The organism is Prosthecobacter fluviatilis, assembly GCF_042655725.1.
Classification (GTDB): Bacteria; Verrucomicrobiota; Verrucomicrobiia; order Verrucomicrobiales; family Verrucomicrobiaceae; genus Prosthecobacter; species Prosthecobacter fluviatilis.
This window is the reverse complement of sequence record NZ_JBHSMQ010000001.1, coordinates 975,836-996,653: the sequence shown is the minus strand read 5'-3', so window position 1 is coordinate 996,653 and position 20,818 is coordinate 975,836. Positions and strand designations below refer to the sequence as shown.

The window sequence follows — 20,818 nt, the reverse complement described above, 5'->3', positions numbered from 1 at the left end:
ATGGCAATCCAGTCCTTGCCAGCCGAGCCGGCGGATGGGAATTATTTTGCAGCGGTGTCGTTGAGCAGCCCTTTGATCACGTCCCAAGCCTCCCCCATGCCCTTCATCAGTTCAGAAAGCCCGGGACCCAAAATCCAGGAGGAATAGGTAATGATCAGCCACCAGCCAACCGCATTCAAAATAATCATGAGCGTGACCAGCACCTCCACCCAGCGCCCCCAGACGACGAGATAGCCGTTCTCATCTTTCTTCTGGCGGAAAATGTGGTCTGTGTACAACGACACAGCCGCCCACCACAGCATTGGCGGGAAAAACAAAAAACCCAGAATCATGCGCCTGAGCACGGTGCCGCCACGCTGATCGTAAGGCACACGGTTGTAGTCGCGGTAGCGAGCTACCCGGCGGCGGATGGGGCGGACGGTGAGGCCATCAGCCACAATCTGCCCTTCGGCATGCAGCTCCAGCAGAGAGGAAACCGGGTGCCACTGCTCCTCGTCCTCACGTTTCACCAGATCGCTGTCCCGAATGGAACCATAGGCAAGAAAATTGCGCAGATCATCCTTGGAGCACGGGCCCAGTGTCTTTTGGCCTTTGGCGATGTAATAGGCAGCATGCACGAATCAGTAGGAATCAAGCGGTTCTACAATAGATCGGAACACGGGTAATATGCAATATCCGCACCAAGATGTAATGTAAGTTTTTTATCATTAAACATGCCCGCAATGAGCGTAGTCCAGTCATGCGACTTTGCTTTCTCCCTCTCTTTGCCAGTCTTTTTGCTCTGAAGCTAAACGCCCTGCCGCCTGCCCCCACCTCCAGCATCAAGGCAGGCTTTGCGGAGCGGGACATCACGCCAGACATCGGCATGGAACAGCCGGGAGGCTACGGCAAAAGCTATCACCGCACCTTTCACGACGCCTGCAAGGTGCGCGTGGCCCTGTTTGATGACGGTAAGAAAACGGCTGTTGTCATAGGCCTCGACTCCCTTGTCGTGCCTCGTCAGGTGGTGCTGGACGCCCGCGAACAAATTGAAAAAGCCACAGGCATCACTGGAGACGCGGTTCTCATAGGAGCCTCTCATTCGCACAGCTCAGGCCCTGTGGGCATGGTCATGCCGGGAGAATATGACACCGCCTCAGATCTGGTGAAGAAGCTGGCCTATGAAGAATCTTCCTGTGCTGATCCCGGCTACCTGCTGCGACTGACCCATGAGATTGTGTCCGGAGTCGTGGCCGCGAATCAAAGCAAAGTGCCCGTTTTGCTGAGCTGCGGCTTTGGCCATGAGGACAAGGTGGCATTCAACCGAAGGCTGCGCATGAAAAACGGTCAGAGCTGGAGCCACCCCCGCCCTGGCAATCCCGAGATCCTGGAATATGCAGGCCCAATCGATCCGCAGGTTGGCGTCATCGGTGCCTGGGACCTGCAGGGGCAGCTTGTGGGCGTCGTGGTCAACTATGCCTGCCATGCCACCACCAACCCAGGCGGCATTTCTGCCAACTGGATCCAATATCTTGAAAAGACCATCCAGGGCGGCCTGGATACACATGCCCCGGTTGTCTTCATGCAGGGAGCCTGTGGGGACATCACACAAGTGGATAACCTCAGCCCATACCAGAATCCAAAACCCGAGGAATGGAGCCGCCTTGTCGGCGGACGTGTCGGGGCCGAGGCCATCCGTGTTCTGCTGGCCATGCCCAAAATCAGCACTGCGCCCATCGAAACGCGCCAGGAAGTCCTGAAAATCAAACGCCGTCCCCCTTCACCACAGCGGGTGGCAAAAAGCCTCGCTCTTGCCAGCCTGCCCCGCCCTGCCGGAGACACGACGGACTACCTTTTTGCCAAGGAAATTCTTTTGCTGGACCACCTGAACAAGACAATGCCTGTCGTCGATTGCGAAGTGCAATGCATCAAAGTCGGTCCGGCATGCTTCGTTTCCAATCCCGCCGAATATTTCGTCCAGTATGGGCTCGACATCAAAAAGGGCAGCCAGCATGCCTTCACTTTTCCATGTGAGCTTTCCAACGGCATCGTTGGCTACGTCCCCACAGAAGAAGCCTTCGGCCCGCACGGCGGCGGTTATGAAACCAGGCTCACGGCTTACTCCAACCTCGAAATCACCGCCGGGACACAGATGGCCAAAAAGGGCGTCGAACTGGCGAATCAAATGACCGCAGAACCCCGCCCCGAACCGCCCAAAGCACCTCCTTTCAGCCAGCCCTGGACCTACGGGAATGTGCCGCCAGAGCTGGAGTGAAGAGTTTATGCGCAGCACACAGCTTCTGGCTGCATGAGTCGGTTATGCCCATCGTCAACTTTTCGGCTTTAAACCTGAAACTTGTCACTTCATAGTCGCGCCTCCATGACTCCCGCTGAACTCCTCTCTGCTCTCCAATGGCGCTACGCTACCAAGGTCTTCGATTCCACAAAGAAGATCCCTGCTGAAACTTGGGCGGCTCTGGAGGAATCCCTGGTGCTCACGCCATCGAGTTTTGGCCTGCAGCCCTGGAAGTTTATTGTGGTGCAGGATCAGGAACTGCGTGAAAAGCTCGTCGCTCACGCATGGCGGCAACGCCAGGTGGCTGACTGCTCCCACCTGGTTGTGATGGCCACCAAGCGCAGCATGGGCGAGACCGAAATCGACGCAAATATCACACGCATGATCGAAGTGCGCGGAGGCACTCCAGAAGCACTGGCAGGTTTCCGCAAAATGCTCATTGGCACGCTGCAGCAGGGCTACATGACCCAGGAGTGGGCCAAAATGCAGGCCTACATCGCCCTAGGCCAGTTCATGGCTGTGGCGGCCATGCTGGGCATCGACACCTGCCCAATGGAAGGCTTCGTCCCTGAAAAGTTTGATGAAGTCCTGGGACTGACCGCGCAGGGGTTTACGACTGCCGTGCTCTGCCCTGCAGGCTATCGTCATGTCGACGACCGGTATGCCTCACTGCCAAAAGTGCGCTTCAAGAACAGTGACGTGATCGAGCACCGTTAGGGCTTCAAGGTTGCTGCACAAGCTGCACGAGGCACGGGCACGCGGAAGGCTCCAGCCAAGCAAGAACGCTGCGCAGATGCGCCTCAGACATGGCGGTGCAACCCGCAGTCGGCACCTCACTCCCCTGCCAGAGGTGCATGAATATGCATGAGCCAAGCCCCGGTTTGTTGTACGGATTGTGCGCGATGACGGCTCCCAGTTTGTAACAGCCGATGCCGGGAACCATGCTTTCGGGGCCCTCCCAGTCGCAGGCAGTGCTGCGATCATCAACAATCTGGTTGTAGTGCCGGGAGCGCACATCATCGATGCCCCAGTGATGCTTGGTGCAGTGAAGGTATGGCAGCTTGATCCAGCCAGGCCGCGTCTCATCACCAAACGCCTGGGTGATGCGAAAAACCCCGGCCGGAGCGCAACCATCCCCCTCCTGCTTGACGCGCCAGCCAGCAGGGACCGCAAGCTTGAATTCACCATGCCCCCACGCCATGCCATTGCGCCCGACGCGCACAGGAATGGAGCCGCTTGCAGCCAGCCATTCATCTTTGGAATTGCGCTCGAGCAGCCTCATTTCCGCAGCCGACGTGCGCTGATCGGCCGCAGTCACATAAATCACCTGCCTGCATTCCGGCGGCAGCACTGCGACTATTTCAGGGCTCAGGTGGACAGGAGTGATCATGCGCGCACAGGAGGCGAGCACGAGGGGTATGACAAGAAAACGATGCATAGCGCCCATCTATCAGCAGCCATTAAGCAAGGTGGCGCCACTCATGGTGCTTTAGGGTTGGCTTCGGTCTCGCCTGGCTTGGCGGGCGCTTTGTGCGGGGCATTCTTTTCCTCATTGTCATTGGCCAGCTTCCCGACATTGCATGCATCTGGATTTCCCCCGATGCCCGCCTTCTCTCCAGCTGCATTTTCATCTTGGGCCTTGGTAAACCATGGAACAGCAAGGCAGAAAGATGGATAAGCTGGCGCGTGCGCATACACGCGAGGCTAACACAGGGGCAGCGCTCCCTGACAAGACCAAAAAAACGCCGCAGAGTTTCCTCTGCGGCGCTGCCAGAAGGATCTGATCAGAGCTGTTACCAGCCGTGGGCATCACGCACTTTGATCATGGCGGCAAGGATCTTGTTCCAGGTGTCTGGAGTTTCGAGCACCGCATTGGGGAACATGCAGCCGTCCCAGCAAATGTGCTGGATGCCACGTGCAGCAGCATCCTTGAGCCAGTAGCCGGAGGCCTTCGTGATGTCGAGCTTGCCGTTAGGATCATCAGCACGGCAGTGCTTGCCGGTCTTGTCGTGTGAGCCTGCGCCGTGCACTGTGCCGTCGTTTTGAGCCACATGGAAATCGATGGTCCATGGGCGAAGGGCGTCGGTCATCTTTTCATAGGCGGCCCAGAACTCGGCGTCGCTGTAGCCTTCCTTGAGCAGGGCATGCTCGGGGGCGTTGTAGCCGAGGGTGTAGAGGTAGGTGTGGGCGAGGTCGGCCTGGAAGCCGAGTGCGTTTGGCATGCCGACGCCTTCGAGGACGTCGAGCATGTCCTTCCAAGAGTGCATGCCGGCCCAGCAGATTTCACCTTCGGCGGCAAGGCGCTCGCCATTGTCTGCGGCGATCTGGGCGGCCTTCTTGAAGGTGTCCACAATGCGGGCGGTGTTGGCCTTGGGGTTTTCACGCCACTTGGCCACGCCAAACTCAGCGGAGTCGATGCGAATCACACCGTACTTGCGCACACCGTGGTTGTTGAAGATCTTGGCAATGCGGCAGGCCATCTTCACAGCACTCAGGAACTTTTCCTGCTGCGCGTCGTCGCCCATGGCGGAATCACCGACGGTGCCGGGCCAGACGGGCGCCACAAGGGAACCGACGCTGAAGCCCTTGCCGGCGATCAGGTCGGCAATTTTTTTGATCTCATCATCGCTGGCCTCAGGATTGGTATGCGGCAAAAACAGGAAGTAGTCGATGCCCTCAAATTTCTGGCCGTTCACATTCGCTGCGGCAGTGAGGTCCAGCATCTTTTCCAGGCTGATCGGTGGTTCCTGGCCTTCGCCATCGCCTTTGCCGACGAGTCCGGGCCACATTGCATTGTGAAGTTTAGGAGATGAGTAGCTCATGATGTTTGCTTGGTTTGGGAAGCGAGCGCCGAGGTTAGCGGGATGGTTTGGGAAAGCACGTAAAAAAGTGACGTGATTTCACCGGGGCAGGCCTGGGACAGATCACTTCGCCTTTTTCTTTGCCTTGCCCTTCGGCTGGGCGGCGGGGGCGGGCTTGCGCAGGACGACGGGAACGGCGTTTTGCTGCACCGTACCGGGCGTGCTTCGGCCGCTGGTGACGATCTGTTCGAGTTCGGCAGTCATCCTGGTCACGATCTCGGGGTTCCTGCCCTGCAAGTTGTCCTTCTCAGCGATGTCGGTCTTCAGATTGTAGAGTTGGGTATCGGGCAGGCCTTTCTCTCCGGGGCTGCCTGGCCGGGGATCACTCCAGCCGCCGGAGCCGGCACAGAGTTCGAGTTTCCAGTCGCCTTCACGGAGCGCGAAGGAGCCGTTGATCGAATGGTGGATCACGCTCTGGCGCACGGGTTTGCCGGATTCCCCCAGCAGTGCTGGAAGGATGCTGAAGCTGTCTTCGGCAGCGTTCTCGGGCAGTTTCACGCCGACGGCATCCGCAGCCGTGGCCATGAAGTCGGTGAGGCAGACGATCTGCGCGGAGGTCTGGCCGCCTTTGACCTTGGCAGGCCAGCGAACAATGAAGGGCACACGATGACCACCGTCAAAGATATCCGCCTTGTGGCCGCGCATGTTGTAGCTGGGGTTGTGACCTGCGGCGAGAAGCTTGGGATAGTCCGCGCTGGGCGAGCAACCATTGTCACTCGTAACGATGATCAGCGTGTCCTTGGCGATGCCGGCATCTTCCGTGGCCTGCATGATCTGGCCGATGGCGTCATCTGTTTCCATGACAAAGTCCGCATACAGGCTGATACCGCTTTTGCCCTGCCATTTTTCGCTGGGCAGGATGGGCGTGTGGGGGGAGTTGAGAGGCATGTAGAGGAAAAAAGGCGTTCCCGCTTTCGCTTTTGCCTCAACGATTTTTTTCGCCTCGCGGGTGAAGGTGGGCAGCACGTCTTCACCACGGAAGCCGGGGGAGCCCGGGCCTTCGCGAGTGTAGCCCATGCGACCGCCTGCATTCATCGCAAGCTTCATTTTTTCCGTGGGATTGGCTACCACATGATCGTTTTCAATGAAGCAGTAAGGCACCATGTCGAGCGAGGCGCTGATGCCAAAGTAGGTGTCAAAGCCGACGCTAGTGGGGCCGTTGGTGATGGGCTTGGTGTAGTCCACGTTGTTCACTTGATCAGCCTTTTCAATATTGAGCTCCTCGGTGGGCCCGGTGCGCACCCAGTCCATGCCCAGATGCCATTTGCCCACGCAATGCGTCGAGTAGCCCTGCTCTTTGAGCATGCCGGCCACCGTCATTCGCCCCTGCTCGATCAGCCTGGGGCTTAGCCCGCCAAGAACACCGCTCTGCAGCTTGGAACGCCAGGCATAACGCCCCGTAATGACTCCATACCGTGTCGGTGTACAGACACTGGAGCCGGAATGGGCGTCAGTGAAAATCATCCCCTCTTTGGCGAGCCGGTCAAAACTCGGCGTGGCGATCTTCCCATCTGGATTGAGGCACTTCACATCGCCATAACCTAGGTCATCACAGAGGATGAAAATGATGTTGGGCTTGTCGCCGGCAATGGCAGAGGCGGCGAAAGCAAGACACAGCAGGGTTGTGAGGGAAAAGAGGCGGCTCATGGTTGAACCGACTTCAACGCGCTCAGCCCTCCGAGCTATCGAGATATTCCAAGGCCTTTGAGAAACTGGCCTGGGTGAGGAAATGATTCAGCCGTGGAGGGAGCTGTGCGCGCAGCCTGAGATGCTCAGCACCCAGCTCTTCCGAAACCTTTTTCAACGCCTCCAGGTGCGCCGCAGAGTCACGATCCCGAAACTCATGGTCGGCTATGAACTCTAGGCGACGCTGCAGGAGAGTGCGCAATATATCAAAGGATGACATGCCTACATGTTCTTGAGGCGGAAGTAACTCACCACCAATTTTTCTCCCGGTTCAACCTGAAAGGAATACTGCTTGAGCAGGTCCGTCAGAGTTTCGAGCATCCAAGGATACGTAAATGTGGCCCCGTTTTTGGTGTAGAAAATGTCATCAGCCAAATACACGGCCGAATGAACAACGTTTCCGGAGGGCTTGGAAAACAAGGCGATGTCTCCGTAGCGCGGGTCTCCCGCAGCAGGAGCGTAATCGGCCTTCAGCTTCTCCATGAAATGCGCCGGGTCTCCCAACTGCTGGTCAGGCACATCCTGGAAGAAATTGAACGAAGACCAGTGGCAGTCGCGCACCGGAGCTGGACCGTTCAATGGATTGTCCGGTGTGGGATACACAAACATCTGAGATGAGGGCTGGGGAGGCAGTACATTGATGATGCCCAGCGTCCCGCCGGTGGGAGAATCGGCAATAGATTCGAAAATGGTACGCACATCGGTGCCGCGGATGCCTTTCCCCCAGTAATTTGCCATGGCGCTGACATCCGCACCATGATTGATGAGGAGCCGCATGGTCAGGGTGCGCTGGCACGTGAGCCCGCGCATAAAATCCCTCTTCTCCTCATAGGTGGGCAGCTGCGCCAGCACGACGGAGAGGCCGCTGAAGACGAGATAGTCCCCGTGCTCGCAGCAGAGCTGCTTGAAGAGCATGAGCGTGTGCTCACCATGGTGTGAGCCCCCGAAGCGATCCCCCAAAGTGTCCTTGTGGATGAAGGTGATCTGCCCACGGTTTTCCGGATATTGCAACAGAGCCTGATACAGCTTTTTGCGTGGCCCGGCAGGCAGTGCCAGGAGAGTCTGGGCAGATGGAATCATTTCCATGCCCCCGGGATTTTGCACCAACACCGCCGGCTCCATCAATTCCGCCTGCAAGTGTGCCGGCATGCCTGTGGATGCCAGCACACGCTCCACATCGTTGTAGCGGGCGTTGGGAAAGACCCAGCGGGTGCCATTTTCCTCCAGCCTTCGAAGCGGCAGCAATTCCTCGGGGGCGGAGATGGTGAACGCCGTGGAATAAACGCTTCCCCAGGGACCAGGACGCAAGGGCTTGCCAAGAGCAACCGCCGCCACGACGCCAGATCCCTCGGCATGATCGTACCATTTCATCAGCAGAGCCCCCAGCAGGACGCCTATCGTGAGTAAAGCGGCAGGCGCGAACTTTTTCTTTAAATTTGAGTCTGACTTTGGCGGCGCTGCTTCTGTTCTCGGCATTCAGATTTTAGGGGCAGACTCCATCGCACAGAAAGCCCCTGCTTCAAATCTCAAACTGCTGTATTTTTGCCATTTCGTAGGGCAAGCAGAGCGCATCAGAGCTTCGGCTTTGGCGGGGTGACCGGGGCCATCTGGCCGCTGACGATGCCGTGGGCCTTGGTGGGACGTTTGTATATGGCATTTCCGCAGGCGATGAAAAGCTCGCTCAGATCTTTGCCGCCGAAACAGATGTCCTTCGGCTCATCCGGTGTCTGGATGATGAAGTTCACGCGGCCCGCCTGATCGCAGACCTGGATGCCAAGCGAGGTGGCGACGTAGAGCCAGCCGTTGGTGTCCACGCACATGGCACGGACTGTCACACGAGACATCAGGCCGTAAGGGTCTTCAGTGAGATAAAAATGCTGTGCATGATCAAACAGCGGCGGCTCAGATCGGAGATGGAGGCAGTCAATACGTCCACCTGGCCCCGCGACGTAAAACAGGGTTTGATCGGGGGAGAGGCAGACTTCTCCTGCAGACGTTCTCAGCACTCCACTGTGAAGCTCCTGACCATGACGATAATGATAGCTTCCATCGCCATCCACTCTGCCGATCAGCGCATCATTATTTCCTGCGAAGTACAAGCGGCCTGAGCTGTCACAGCAAATGCCCTGGTGCCTGGTGGAAGGAGGATCGTATTTGTTGCCCTTGTCTCCGAATTCGATCTCTCGTTCCACCTTGCCGTCCCGGGAGACATCCACGATCCGGGCGGCTTTGCTGGGATGCCGGGCATTAAAGAAGAGGCGCAGACGGTTTTCCGGACCGGCTGTGAAGCCCGCAAGAGCGCCAGCCACCTGCATTTTGACTTCGTCTTTTTCCCCTGAAACGCCAAGCCGGCTGAAGCGCAGGGTATTCTCCTCCAGTGAGCGCTGCCGGACAAAGACTGTACCATCAGCAAAAGCGGCCATTTCAGAAATCAGTGACGATTCTTCCGAGCCGCTTTTTTCGGGATCGTTCAGGACGTCCTGCCACTCCCCTTCCCCGACCACCTCATAGCCTTTCCACTTCGACTCTGCTTGGACATTCGCTTTGACTTCGATGTTTGCCTGCCAGTCACGCCAGAGCCAGCGGAGGACGTCTGGGAAGATCTGGGTGGCATGTTTGGCGTTATGTCCACCTTCCCCCCAGGCATGGTTCACATCGTAGCCGGCCCAGACCAGGCTGCGCTCCATCATCTGGTTGGCCATCCACCAGTCGCCGCAGTAGAGATTGTTGTCTCCAGTGCCAGACTGAAGGAAGACGCGCAGGGGCTTGGGCTCAAATTTGCGCACCAGCACAGGGAGCTGGTCGGCCCCGTGAATGCCGACGTAGGTTCCCACGCCGGTGAAGACCCGGCGAAAGCGGTCCGGGCGGTGCCATGCGACCATGAAGGCACAGATGCCGCCGCTGCTGTTGCCAGAGATGGCAGTGTGATTGGGGTCGGTGCTCAGCTTGATGCCGTGCTTTGCCTCAATGGCGGGCAGAAATTCGTCGATGAGGAACTCCGAGTAGGCAGGTGTGATGCTGTCGTACTCGTAGCTGCGGTTGTAGCGCGGCAGGGCCTTGTCATTTGCCGCAGGGACGACGCCGGGCTTGATGAAAATGCCAACGAGCGGCGGGATGTCATTTTGCGCGATGAGATTGTCGAAAACGACGGGAGCCTGATAAATGACGCCGTCTTGAAAGACCATGAAGGCTGCGGGTTTCGACTTGTCGAAACCCGCAGGGAGGTAGATTTGGTATTCGCGCGTGGTTCCGGGGAAAACGCTTCCCTCCCCGCCGGAGTAGTCTCCCTTGAGCATGTCGCCTTTGGGGGCGCTAGGCTGTGGCTTTGAGTCTTCAGAAAGTGGGAACTCCGGCTCTGCACTGAAGACTGCCTGGGAAAATAGTAAGAAGGCGAGGAAAGAACGCATCTGAGCATGCTGGCAGATGCAGCCGCAGGCTGCCAGCATGATTTTTCAGATGGTTGGATGAATAGAACACCTATTTCGAGACTATGAGTTCGGGCTTGTTTCACCGTGCGGTCCGGCTAGCATGAGACAGTTTGTTTCACCCCCCTCATCTCTCCATTTGAAACTCGGTTTCGTTCTCGCATGCACAGTCGTCTGCGCGGGGCTTGCCATGTCGGCCCCGGTGGCGGAGAAGCGCACGGACGACCCCGGGGCGAGTGCTGAGATTGCCCTGCTGCGGCTGAACTATGAGCGTGAGCTGATTGAAGCGAGCCTGGCCCCGGTAAAAGAGCAGATCACCACACTCGGGGCCTTGGAAAAACAGTTTGCCGCTGACCGTGACTACGATGATGCCATCACCGCGCGCGATGAACGCAAGCGTCTGCAAAACGAACTGGCCCGGCTGGACAAAGAGCTGCTCCTGCTGCAGACCCGTGAACAGACACTCAGAGCTTCACTGCTGCCTGAGCGCATCAAACTTCCCCTCGACAATGCCAGCCTGAGCGGCCTTCGGCTTGAGGGCGGGGCCATCACAGGATGGTCCAAAGTCGGAGCTTCCGCCACCTGGAAGCTGCCAGACCTGCCCCCCGGGGGATATGAGGTGATGCTGCGCTACCGCTGCGGCACTGCGGAGGGAGGCAAACTGCTGATCAAAGAAACACGCTTCACCCTGACCACGAGCATTGAAACCACTCTGAAAGGCCCCGAAGAACGCAGTGCTGGCACCCTCAAAGTCAGTGATGGCTCAGGAACGCTGACGCTTTCCGCCGCAGCACTGATCACTGACAATCTCATGCAACTGCTGGCCCTGGAACTCGTGCCAGCCACCCGATGAAAGCCCGCCTGCCAGCCGTGATTTTCCTCCTGCATGCCTGCACTGCATTGCTGGCGCAGGAGCCTGCGGCACTGACTGCAACACGCGCGGCCTTCATGCGGCAGGTGATGGCAGACTCCCAGCTGCTGACACAGCAGTACGAGCGTGCACTGGCCAAGGTGGAGTCCGAAGTGGCCGCCACAGGAGATTATGAAGAAGCGCGGGCAATCCGCCAGAGGCGGCAGCAGCTGCAGGCCCTGTATGCCGGGACGGTGTCCAGCCTGGCCACCCCTCTTCCCCTGACCCTGGCGCGAATGATGGGCTCCGCCCAGGCTGCCGGGGAAACACTAGGCGGCTGGCGCTCAGGCGGCAGCGGAGCGGAGTGGCAGAATTTCCGCCTGCTGCCAGGCAGCTATCATCTCGAATTCGAAGCCAATATGAGCGATGCGCCTGTGGCAGGCAGCATCTATGCGTCCTCCAAGTTTCAGCCGCAGCAGAGCGCCTTGTTTGAATTTGATGAGGTCACGCTGCTGGGCACAGCCACGGAGAATCGCCGGACATTCGAAATCGCACGCAGCACGGATGAAACCACGTTCACCACCGTGCGTGTCGGCCCTCTGACATTCAGCCGCAATCCTGTCACACTGCGTTTCACAGCTACGGATGGCTATCCCGCGAACATCATCCGTATTCGCAACCTGCGGCTCGTCCCCGTCACGGAAACGGCAAGCGCCAGCCCCGCCCCGATCCCGAAAACGGGCTCGGCAACGGCGATGCAGCAGGCCAGCATGACTTTGAAAGAAGCGATCGAAAACGCAAAAAAAACGGCGACCGCCAACTATCTCGATGAGCTCAATGATCTCGCAGTGACGAAACCCGAGTTGAAAGGGCAGGTCGATGCTGAAATACGCAGAATGAAGCGGTTGGGTGAGCAAAAAACCGGCCAAAGCGGCATCAACGCCATCACTGCAACCAGCGGGGGCTTCGGTGGCTTTGAAGACATCAGCGATGCGCGTCTCGCGGATGAGGAACCAGCCTCCGGTGAACGCTTCAAGGTTGTACATGAAGGCCGCACCCTGCCGGTGCGCCTGCTATGGGTCGACTGTGCTCCTGTCGAAGAGGATGACGAAAACGCAGTGAAACGCTTTGCCAAACATTTCAGCATCGAAAATGAGGACGTGATAGCCGTGGGACGAACCGCGCGTGAATTCACCTCAAGCTACCTGCGGGACAAACCGCTGCGCCTGCTGATCCGCCCGGATCGAGACAAAGACGGCACCATGGCCGCTCTTCTGTTCCTGCCCAATGTGGGCCTTTACCAAAACGTCCTCGTCAATCACGGGCTGGCCGCTGTCGTGATACCCGCGCGAGATCAGCAGCGCAATGCCATGGAGCGGGCCTTCCTCTCCACCCTGACCACGCTCGAAAACACAGCCAGGAAACGCAAACCAGCCCCGGGCGCCTGGGCGCTCTCAGCGGAAACTCAGGGAGGGAAGCAGCCATGAAGCCTGTTTGGGTTTGGATACTTTCCGCCGGACTGGCGCTGCTGTCTGGCCCAGCCAGTGCGCAGCAGCCAGAACCTTCCTCGGCCCCCGCCGCACCGGCGGCTACGGCACGCCTGCAGCAGATGGAAGGCATTTATCAGAAAGAGCTCAGCGCGCGGCACATTCCTTTGCTGGGAAAATATCTCCTCGAACTGCAAAGGCAGGCAGCCACCGCCGCTGACAAGTCTGCCTACAATGCTGAGATCGCGCGCATCCAGCAGATCATCAGCGCCGGCGGAGTGCTGGACCTGATCGCCACTCAGCAGGCTCAGTCCGGCACCATGCCAATGCCTGCACCGGCACCCGCTCCGACGCCGACCGAGCAGAAAAATGCGCTCATTGCCCTTTCCCCCGCGCTGGCTCAGGAGATCACTCCCAAAGTTTCGGCAGATGCGCCGACTGCCACAGTCGGCGAGATCGCCTGGCGCCTCGAATTCATTGCAGCAGGCACCTACGACATCCTGCTGCATTACGCCTGCCCAGATCTTGAGAAACCGCTCAAGATCGTGGTCAAATGCAACGGCCAGACACTCGAAAAAGAACTGGAGGTCGAACAAGTGACCAAAGATGGGCAAACCTTCCGGATACTGAGACTGGGCAGCCTCACCTTGACCAGTGACCTTCGTGGAGAAACACTGCGCCTTGCTGCAGGCGACGGCACCAAACCGCAAGTCATTGTCAAAAGCCTGCTCATCACCCGGCCGCGCCCCCCTGCCATCCATCCCTAGCGCCATGCGTTCTGCTTTTCAGTTTCTTATCGTCATACTTCTTCTCGGCACCCTGCCTGGCTGCAAACGCATTGAAGCCAAACTGCGCCGCCTGGCAGAGCAAAGCGGCGTCACGCCAAAACCGCCGCCGCCCAAGCCTGAAGAGCCTGCGCTGACCCCGGAAGAACAGGCGATCGAGAAAAAGCTGCAGGAGAGCGCACTGCTGAATGCTGCCGCACCGGCGCCAGAGATTCCGGAGGCTCCTGCATTCGAACTCAACAAATCCTCGGTCGTCTCCATCCTCGGCTACCACGATTTCCGAGATCGCGGAGGCAGCCCCATGCTTATCGCCGCCCCAAAGTTCAGAGCCCAGATGCAGGCCATCAAGGATTCAAAGATCCCTGTCATTTCGCTCAGTGAAATGATGGCCTGGAAGCGGGGTGAAAAAAACATCCCTGAAGAAGCCATCGTCATCACCATGGATGACGGCTGGGAGGGCGTGTACACCTATGCCTATCCTGTGCTGAAGGAGTTTGGCTTTCCCTTCACCATTTACCTTTACAAAAATTATGTCGGCGGCGCCGGCCGCTCCATGAGCTGGGAGCAAATCAAAGAGATGATGCAGCACGGCTGTGAAGTGGGCAGCCACAGCGTGTCTCATGCAAGCCTCAAGAGCCCCCCGAAAAATCTGAAATCAGACGCTGACAGGCAGCAGTGGGTCCTCAGCGAACTCAAGGACTCCCGTGACTTTCTGGAGCAGAACCTGCACATCAAATGCCTCTCCTTTGCCTACCCCTACGGCAACTTTGACGATGCCATTCAGGAGACGGGCCTGCAGATTGGCTACGAATCTCTCGTCACGGTCAACGGCCAGAAAGTGAGCTGGGACACCCCCAATGGCAAGCTGGGCCGCTACATTGTGCATGGCGACAACGACATCAATTTTAAGCTCGCGACCAGCTTCAGGGGCCGCGGAGATGTCGGATCCAGCAAAATTCTCGTCGCTGACGCCAAGGACGACAAAGGAGAGCAGCTCATCCAGCTCAAACCCAAACCAGACTCCGTCATCACTGAGCGCCGTCCGCTCGTCGAAGCTGACCTGAAAAAAATAGGCACCATCCTGCCTGAGAGCATCAAGCTGCGAATCGCAGGTCTCGGCACCGTCCCCGTGGACTATGATCCGGCCACCATGGTCGTGCGCTTCCAGTTCCCCTACAAGCTGCGCAGAGAAGACTGCGCCCTCAGCCTCAGCTTCCAGCGGGGGGCCACCCAGCCGGCCGAAGTCGTGAGCTGGCGCTTCAAGATTGACCTGGAAGCCGCCTACCAGCCCGTCCAATAGCTAACTTCCACGTCTGATTAGCCCCGCCTTCGCAGTTGCCATATGAAGGCTGCTGCCGACTATCCAGCGCCCCATTTCTCCCTCCTCCCGATGTTCTCCGCCCTCTCTGAAAAACTCGAAAGCGCCTTCAAAAAACTGCGCGGCCAGGCCCGCATCAGTGAATCCAATGTCAGCGACGCCATGCAGGACATCCGCATGGCCCTGCTGGAGGCGGATGTGGACTTCAAGGTGACCAAGGACCTGGTGGAAACGGTGACCAAGCAGTCCGTGGGCTCGGAGGTGCTGCTCAAGGTCTCCCCAGGGCAGCAAATCGTCAAAATTTTCCACGATGAGCTGGTGAAGCTTTTGGGCAGCGAGTCCAGCGCGCTCAATCTGGAGCCGCCACAGCGCATTCTGATGACTGGCCTCAATGGCGCCGGCAAAACTACCACTTCGGCCAAACTCGCCAACTGGCTCAAGAAACAGGGCCGCCGCCCATTGCTGCTGGCCCTGGATTTGTACCGGCCGGCCGCCGTCAAGCAGCTGCAGGTGCTGGGCCAGCAGCTCAATGTGCCCGTTTTTGCCCCAGCCGAGGGGGAGACTGATCCGGTGAGGGCCGCCAAAGCTGCCATGGTGTGGCTCAAGGAGCAAGGCAACGGGGTGGCTATCTTTGACACCGCGGGGCGACAGGATCTGGATGAAGAGCTGCTGGCAGAACTCAAACGCGTGCGCGCCGTAGTGGAGCCCAACGAAATCCTTCTGGTGGCTGATGCTGCCACAGGTCAGCAGGCGGTGAGCGTCGCCCAGAAATTCAATGCCGCTGTCGGCATCACCGGTCTCATCATGACCAAGCTGGATGGTGACGCCCGAGGCGGTGCCCTGCTGTCCATGCGCCAGGTCACCGGCTGCGCAGTCAAATTCCTCGGTGTGGGTGAAAAGATCGACCAGCTGGAAATCTTCCACCCGGACCGCATGGCCCAGCGCATCCTCGGCATGGGCGATGTCGTCGGCCTCGTGGAAAAAGCAGCGGAAGAAATTGACGAGAAGGAGGCCATGAAACTGGCCGCCCGCATGCAGTCGAACAAATTCGATTTCACGGACATGCTCGCGCAATTGCGCATGATGAAAAAGCTCGGCCCCATCGGCGGCATTTTGGGCATGCTCCCCGGCATGAGCAAAATGAAGGACATGATCGGCGATGATGGTGACAAGCGCATGAAACACGTGGAGGCGCTCATCCTTTCCATGACGCCCAAGGAGCGCCAGCGCCCGGAGATTATCAACGGCCAGCGCCGCAAGCGCATCTGTGCCGGTGCCGGACGCCCCGTGATGGAGATGAACCAGCTCCTCAAGCAGTTTGAGATGATGAAGAAGCTCATGAGCAACAAGGGCATGCTCACACAGCTCATGGGTGGCATGATGGGAGGCGGCGGCATGGGAGGGCCCGGAGGCATGGGCGGACTTGGCGGCCTAGGTGGCATGCTCGGCGGAGGAGGCAAGCCCCCCAAGCTGCCCCCAGGCATGAAGTTCCCAGGCAAGTTTTAATCCAGCGCTATAAGTTCGAAATATGAGTTCCCCTTTCCGTATCGGAGTCGCCGGAGTCGGCGCCATTGGCAAAAACCACGCACGCATCATGGCGGAAATCGCCGCGAAGAGCGGCGGTGCCATCGCCTTCACCGCCGTGTATGACGCCGACCCGGCACGCGCCGCCGAGTTCGCAGCGCAGTATGGCACGCATGCCGCCAGCGATCTCGCCGACTTTGCCTCCCGCGTGGATGCCGCCACCGTGGCCGTCCCGACCATCTTCCACCGCAAGGTGGCCGAGCCCCTGATGCAGGCCGGCATTCACGTCATGGTGGAAAAACCCATCAGCGAGTCCTACGCCGAGGCGCAGGCCCTCATTGAGCTGGCCAAGTCCAAGAGCGTCATCCTGCAGGTAGGCCACATCGAGCGCTTCAACCCCGTGCTACTCCAGCTGGAGCAGCGCATGGACGCCCCCCGCTTCATCGAGGCCCACCGCCTCTCCCCCTTCCCCAACCGCAGCATCGACATCGGCGTCGTGCTCGACCTCATGATCCACGACATCGAAATCGTGCTCCACCTCGTGAAGTCCGAGCTCATCCAGGTGGACGCAGTGGGCATCCCCGTGCTGACCAAGCGCGAGGACATCGCCAACGCCCGCCTCAAATTCGCCAACGGCTGCATCGCCAACATCACCGCCAGCCGCATCAGCCCGGAGAAGATGCGCAAGATCCGCGTCTTCCAGAGTTCCAGCTACCTCAGCCTCGACTATCAGGAGCAGAGCGGCTGGATCTACCGCAAGGACGGCATGCAGATCGTGCGCGAAGCTGTGGAGGTGGAGAAAGACGAACCTCTCAAGCTCGAGATCGCCGCCTTCGTGGAATGCGCCCGCCATGGCCGCCGCCCCGTCGTTACCGGCCAGGAAGGCGCAGAGGCTGTGCGCATCGCGCTGGAGATCACCGACCAGATCGAAAAGAACGCTGCTCTGAGCGCCTCATGAACCGGATCTTCATCATCGCGGGTGAGGTCAGCGGCGACACCCATGCCGCCGGCCTTCTGCGTGAATTGCAACTTTTGGAGCCCGACATGAAGGTCATCGGCCTAGGCGGCCCGAAGATGCGTGAAGTCGTCGGCGAAGGAGTTGAAGACTGGGTCGAAACTGCCGGGGTCGTGGGACTTTGGGAAGTGGTGAAAATGTACCGCTACTTCAAAGAAAAGATGGATGCCGTGCTGGACTCCATCCTCGATCAAAAACCCGAAGCGGTAATCTTGGTGGACTACCCTGGCTTCAACCTGCGTCTGGCCAAAAAACTGCGCTCAGCGGGGTACAAAGGGCGAATCCTCTATTACATCAGCCCGCAGGTATGGGCCTGGAAAAAGGGCCGGGTAAAGACCATGGCGCAGGTCCTCAATCTCATGATCTGCATCTTTCCCTTCGAGAAAGAGTTTTATGAGAAGAGCGGGCTGCGCACGGAATTCAGCGGCCACCCCATGGTGGACCGGGTGGTGACTCTGAAGCGCGACTGGAAGCGCGAGACCGGCCTCGTTGGGTGGTTTCCAGGCAGCCGCCTCAATGAAGTGCGCCGGCTGTTCCCGCTCATGATGGAGGCGGCCAAGATCATCAAACAAACCATGCCTGGCGCACGCTTTGCAGTTTCGGCCGCCAACGAAGCGCTGGCGGGCTTCATGCGCAACATGACCGATGAGCATGGAATGCCTGAGGCGAAACGCTGGATCGAGACTGGAACAGTTTATGATTTGATGCAGCGCTGCCAAGCCGGCGCGGTGGCCTCAGGAACTGCCACACTGGAAGCCGCCTGCTTTGGCCTGCCCTACACACTGATCTACAATGTCAGCTGGCCCACATACGTGATTGGGAAGCTGGTGGTGAAAATCAAGCACCTGGGCATCGTCAACATCCTGGCCCAGCGCGAAGTGGTGAAGGAACTGGTGCAAGGGGAACTCACTGCGCAAACACTCGCCGAAGCGACTCTCGAACTGCTGACCAACGACGCCAGGAGGGAGCAGTTGCAGCAAGAGCTGGCGGCAGTCGTTGCAACCCTTGGCGGCAGCGGTGCCTATGCACGCGCTGCGCAGGCAGTGCATGAGGAACTCTGAGTTCTGCTGCTTCTGACGCAGCTCTGGAGCTTTGCATGCAAGGCAAAGCTCCAGGGGCACGTGCGGCTTCAGACCCCGATCTGGGGCAGGTTCCAGACGTTTTTGGCGTATTCCAAAATCGTGCGGTCACTGCTGAACTTGCCCATGCGTGCCGTGTTGTGAATGGCCATCTTTTGCCAGCGGGGCTGGTCTCTGTAAGCCTTGTCCACTTCCGCCTGGCAGGAAGCATAACTTTCATAGTCGGCCATGACGAGGAAGGGATCACCATGGGAAAGCAGGCTGTCGCGGAACGGCTTGAATTCGTCCTGATTGCCTGTGAAGTAGTCTGAGGCGAGCCAGTCGATGCTCAGGCGCAGGTCTTCACTGGCATGATAGAAGTCCCACGGATTGTACCCCTTCGCATAAAGTTCCGTCACCTCTTCAACGGTGAGCCCGAAGATGAAGATGTTTTCCGGCCCAACTTCTTCGAGGATTTCCACGTTAGCACCGTCAAGCGTGCCGATGGTGAGCGCTCCATTGAGGGCGAGCTTCATGTTGCCAGTGCCGGAGGCTTCCTTGCCAGCTGTGGAGATCTGCTCGGAAAGATCCGCCGCAGGGATGATTCTCTCAGCAATGGAAACACCGTAGTTCGGAATGTAGATGACTTTGAGGCGGCCATTCACGCGTGGGTCGTGATTGACCTTGCTCGCAACGGCATTGATGGCGTGGATGATGTTCTTGGCCAGGTAGTACCCCGGCGCGGCCTTGGCCCCAAAGATGAAGACACGGGGAGCCATTTCAAAATTTGGATTGGCGATGATCTTCCGGTAAAGAGAAACGATATGCAGCAGGTTGAGGTGCTGGCGCTTGTACTCGTGCAGGCGTTTGATCTGCACATCAAACATGGCATCAGGACTGACGCTGACACCACAGGTGTCCTGAATGATCTTGGCAAGATGCACCTTGTGCCCCCGCTTGATGGCATGGAATCTCTCGCGGAACGAGGAGTCATCCGCAAAGCGGTCGAGCTGAATGAGCTTGGTGGAGTCTTTCAGCCAACCGGAGCCGATGGATTCGGTGATGAGCGCGGAAAGCTGCGGATTGCATACGTCCAACCAGCGGCGGAAGGTGACACCGTTGGTCAGGTTGAGGAAGCGATCAGGGTAGAGCTCAAAGAATTCGGGAAAGAGACGTTCACAAAGGAGACGTGTGTGCAGCGCGGCAACCCCGTTGGTCGCATGACTGCCCAATACGGAGAGGTGGGCCATGCGGACTTTTTTCCCGCCCGTCTCCTCGATAAGCGAAAGCGCCCGTTTTTTCTCCCCGTCACCAGGCCAGCGAGCCTCTACATCACCTTCCAAGAAGCGTTTGTTGATTTCAAAGATGATCTGCAGATGACGTGGAAGCACGCGCTCAAAGAGTGCTGCATTCCAAGTCTCAAGGGCCTCAGGCAGCAAGGTATGATTGGTGTAGGAGAAGGTCTTCTGGCAGATTTCCCACGCCTGACTCCACTCGAGCTTTTCCTCATCCACAAGGATGCGCATGAGCTCAGGAATGGCGACGGCAGGATGGGTGTCGTTGAGCTGGACGGCCGCCTTGGATGGAAACTCACTCCATGGCAGATCATAGCCAGTTTTGAAGCGCCGCACGATATCAGCGAGAGAGCAGGCCACGAAGAAGTACTGCTGAACGAGTCGAAGTTCCTTGCCGCTCTCGGTGGCGTCGTTGGGGTAGAGCACTTTGGAGACCGTTTCTGCGATGGCTTTTTCGCGCAGGGCCTCAATGTAGCTTCCCTCATTGAAGACCTTGAAGTTAAAGTCTTCATCTGCCTGAGCCTGCCAGAGGCGCAGCACATTCACGGTGTTGCTGTCATAACCGACGATGGGAATGTCCCACGGAAGACCGAGGAGGCACTTGGTCTCAACCCACTCGTGATGTGGCCGGCCGAATTCGTCAAATTTCTGGATGGTGTGGCCGTAAAGGTGGACGGTCTGCCGATAGGAGGGCCGCGCAATTTTCCAAGGGCTGCCATCGCGCATCCAGGCGTCAGGGTGCTCAACTTGCTTGCCGTTGACGAACTCCTGACGGAACAAGCCAAACTCATAGTGAATGCCATACCCAATGGCGGGCAGGTCCATGGTGCTGAGAGAATCCATGAAGCAGGCGGCCAGGCGGCCCAGACCTCCGTTGCCAAGCCCCATATCGGGCTCCTTCTGCACCAGGGAATCAAGGTCTTTGCCCATTTCAGAAAGAGCCACCTTCGTGGCTTCATAGATGCCTGAGTTGCGGAGGTTGTTTTCCAGCAGACGGCCCATGAGATACTCCAGGGAGAGATAATGCACACGGCGCACCCCCTGGGCACGATGCTGACGGCGAGACTGCGTGGCACGCTCCATGACTCGGTCACGCACCGCGAGCGAGGTGGCGACGTACCAGTCATTTTCACTGGCTGTCTCAATGTAGGCCCCCAGTGTGAAACGCAGGTGATTGGTGATCGAAAGCTTGAGACTGTCGGTGGTATTGAGAACGGCGCAGTTGGCGAGGGCTTCCAT

Annotated in this window: 17 protein-coding genes; 9 read left to right on the top strand and 8 right to left on the bottom strand. The window is 58.4% G+C overall.

Going from position 1 to position 20,818, the window contains the following annotated elements; genetic code table 11:
* Nucleotides 1-41: 41 nt before the first annotated feature.
* Nucleotides 42-617: a DUF4339 domain-containing protein gene (locus ACFQDI_RS03840; protein WP_377163590.1), complete on the bottom strand. Its 576-nt coding sequence runs from the start codon at nucleotides 615-617 to the stop codon at nucleotides 42-44.
* Nucleotides 618-739: 122 nt separating this feature from the next.
* Between ACFQDI_RS03840 and ACFQDI_RS03835 the strand changes: the two genes are divergently transcribed.
* Together ACFQDI_RS03835 and ACFQDI_RS03830 are read left to right on the top strand one after the other, a co-directional pair.
* Nucleotides 740-2,254 carry a hypothetical protein gene (locus ACFQDI_RS03835; protein ID WP_377163588.1) on the top strand — a complete coding sequence of 505 codons (1,515 nt, stop codon included), beginning with the start codon at nucleotides 740-742 and terminating at the stop codon, nucleotides 2,252-2,254.
* A 105-nt stretch (nucleotides 2,255-2,359) separates the two neighbouring features.
* Nucleotides 2,360-2,992 carry an NAD(P)H-dependent oxidoreductase gene (locus tag ACFQDI_RS03830; RefSeq protein WP_377163586.1) on the top strand — a complete coding sequence of 211 codons (633 nt, stop codon included), beginning with the start codon at nucleotides 2,360-2,362 and terminating at the stop codon, nucleotides 2,990-2,992.
* A 4-nt stretch (nucleotides 2,993-2,996) separates the two neighbouring features.
* On the opposite strand, the gene ACFQDI_RS03825 is transcribed toward ACFQDI_RS03830, so the two are convergent.
* From ACFQDI_RS03825 to ACFQDI_RS03800, 6 genes are all read right to left on the bottom strand, one after another.
* The gene (locus tag ACFQDI_RS03825; RefSeq protein ID WP_377163584.1) at nucleotides 2,997-3,665 is read right to left on the bottom strand and encodes a L,D-transpeptidase family protein; all 669 of its coding nucleotides are present in this window, start codon (nucleotides 3,663-3,665) and stop codon (nucleotides 2,997-2,999) included.
* Between the two features lie 403 nt (nucleotides 3,666-4,068).
* A complete protein-coding gene (locus tag ACFQDI_RS03820; RefSeq protein WP_377163582.1) occupies nucleotides 4,069-5,097 on the bottom strand; it encodes a sugar phosphate isomerase/epimerase family protein in 1,029 nt (342 codons plus the stop codon).
* 102 nt (nucleotides 5,098-5,199) lie between these two features.
* On the bottom strand, nucleotides 5,200-6,783 hold the full coding sequence (locus tag ACFQDI_RS03815) for a sulfatase family protein (RefSeq protein ID WP_377163580.1): 1,584 nt from the start codon (nucleotides 6,781-6,783) through the stop codon (nucleotides 5,200-5,202).
* Nucleotides 6,784-6,805: 22 nt separating this feature from the next.
* The gene (locus ACFQDI_RS03810) at nucleotides 6,806-7,042 is read right to left on the bottom strand and encodes a hypothetical protein (RefSeq protein ID WP_377163578.1); all 237 of its coding nucleotides are present in this window, start codon (nucleotides 7,040-7,042) and stop codon (nucleotides 6,806-6,808) included.
* Nucleotides 7,043-7,044: 2 nt separating this feature from the next.
* Nucleotides 7,045-8,193 carry a hypothetical protein gene (locus ACFQDI_RS03805; RefSeq protein ID WP_377163576.1) on the bottom strand — a complete coding sequence of 383 codons (1,149 nt, stop codon included), beginning with the start codon at nucleotides 8,191-8,193 and terminating at the stop codon, nucleotides 7,045-7,047.
* A 200-nt stretch (nucleotides 8,194-8,393) separates the two neighbouring features.
* On the bottom strand, nucleotides 8,394-10,268 hold the full coding sequence (locus ACFQDI_RS03800) for an alpha/beta hydrolase-fold protein (RefSeq protein WP_377163573.1): 1,875 nt from the start codon (nucleotides 10,266-10,268) through the stop codon (nucleotides 8,394-8,396).
* 118 nt (nucleotides 10,269-10,386) lie between these two features.
* Here ACFQDI_RS03800 and ACFQDI_RS03795 point away from each other — a divergent pair, with 118 nt between their 5' ends.
* From ACFQDI_RS03795 to lpxB, 7 genes are all read left to right on the top strand, one after another.
* The gene (locus ACFQDI_RS03795) at nucleotides 10,387-11,100 is read left to right on the top strand and encodes a hypothetical protein (RefSeq protein ID WP_377163571.1); all 714 of its coding nucleotides are present in this window, start codon (nucleotides 10,387-10,389) and stop codon (nucleotides 11,098-11,100) included.
* A complete protein-coding gene (locus ACFQDI_RS03790) occupies nucleotides 11,097-12,584 on the top strand; it encodes a hypothetical protein (protein WP_377163569.1) in 1,488 nt (495 codons plus the stop codon). Before ACFQDI_RS03795 ends, ACFQDI_RS03790 begins: the two co-directional genes overlap by 4 nt.
* Nucleotides 12,581-13,351, top strand: a complete 771-nt coding sequence (locus tag ACFQDI_RS03785) for a hypothetical protein (protein ID WP_377163566.1) — start codon at nucleotides 12,581-12,583, stop codon at nucleotides 13,349-13,351. Before ACFQDI_RS03790 ends, ACFQDI_RS03785 begins: the two co-directional genes overlap by 4 nt.
* Before the next feature lie 4 nt (nucleotides 13,352-13,355).
* Nucleotides 13,356-14,669 (top strand): polysaccharide deacetylase family protein, encoded by a 1,314-nt coding sequence (locus ACFQDI_RS03780; protein ID WP_377163564.1) that lies wholly within the window; start codon nucleotides 13,356-13,358, stop codon nucleotides 14,667-14,669.
* A 90-nt stretch (nucleotides 14,670-14,759) separates the two neighbouring features.
* A complete protein-coding gene (ffh, locus tag ACFQDI_RS03775; RefSeq protein ID WP_377163562.1) occupies nucleotides 14,760-16,193 on the top strand; it encodes a signal recognition particle protein in 1,434 nt (477 codons plus the stop codon).
* 22 nt (nucleotides 16,194-16,215) lie between these two features.
* Nucleotides 16,216-17,169: a Gfo/Idh/MocA family oxidoreductase gene (locus ACFQDI_RS03770; protein WP_377163560.1), complete on the top strand. Its 954-nt coding sequence runs from the start codon at nucleotides 16,216-16,218 to the stop codon at nucleotides 17,167-17,169.
* Nucleotides 17,166-18,287 carry a lipid-A-disaccharide synthase gene (gene lpxB / locus ACFQDI_RS03765; protein WP_377163558.1) on the top strand — a complete coding sequence of 374 codons (1,122 nt, stop codon included), beginning with the start codon at nucleotides 17,166-17,168 and terminating at the stop codon, nucleotides 18,285-18,287. The genes ACFQDI_RS03770 and lpxB overlap by 4 nt, the downstream gene beginning before the upstream one ends.
* A 68-nt stretch (nucleotides 18,288-18,355) precedes the next feature.
* Here lpxB and ACFQDI_RS03760 read toward each other — a convergent pair whose 3' ends face one another.
* Nucleotides 18,356-20,818 carry a glycogen/starch/alpha-glucan phosphorylase gene (locus tag ACFQDI_RS03760; protein WP_377163556.1) on the bottom strand — a complete coding sequence of 821 codons (2,463 nt, stop codon included), beginning with the start codon at nucleotides 20,816-20,818 and terminating at the stop codon, nucleotides 18,356-18,358.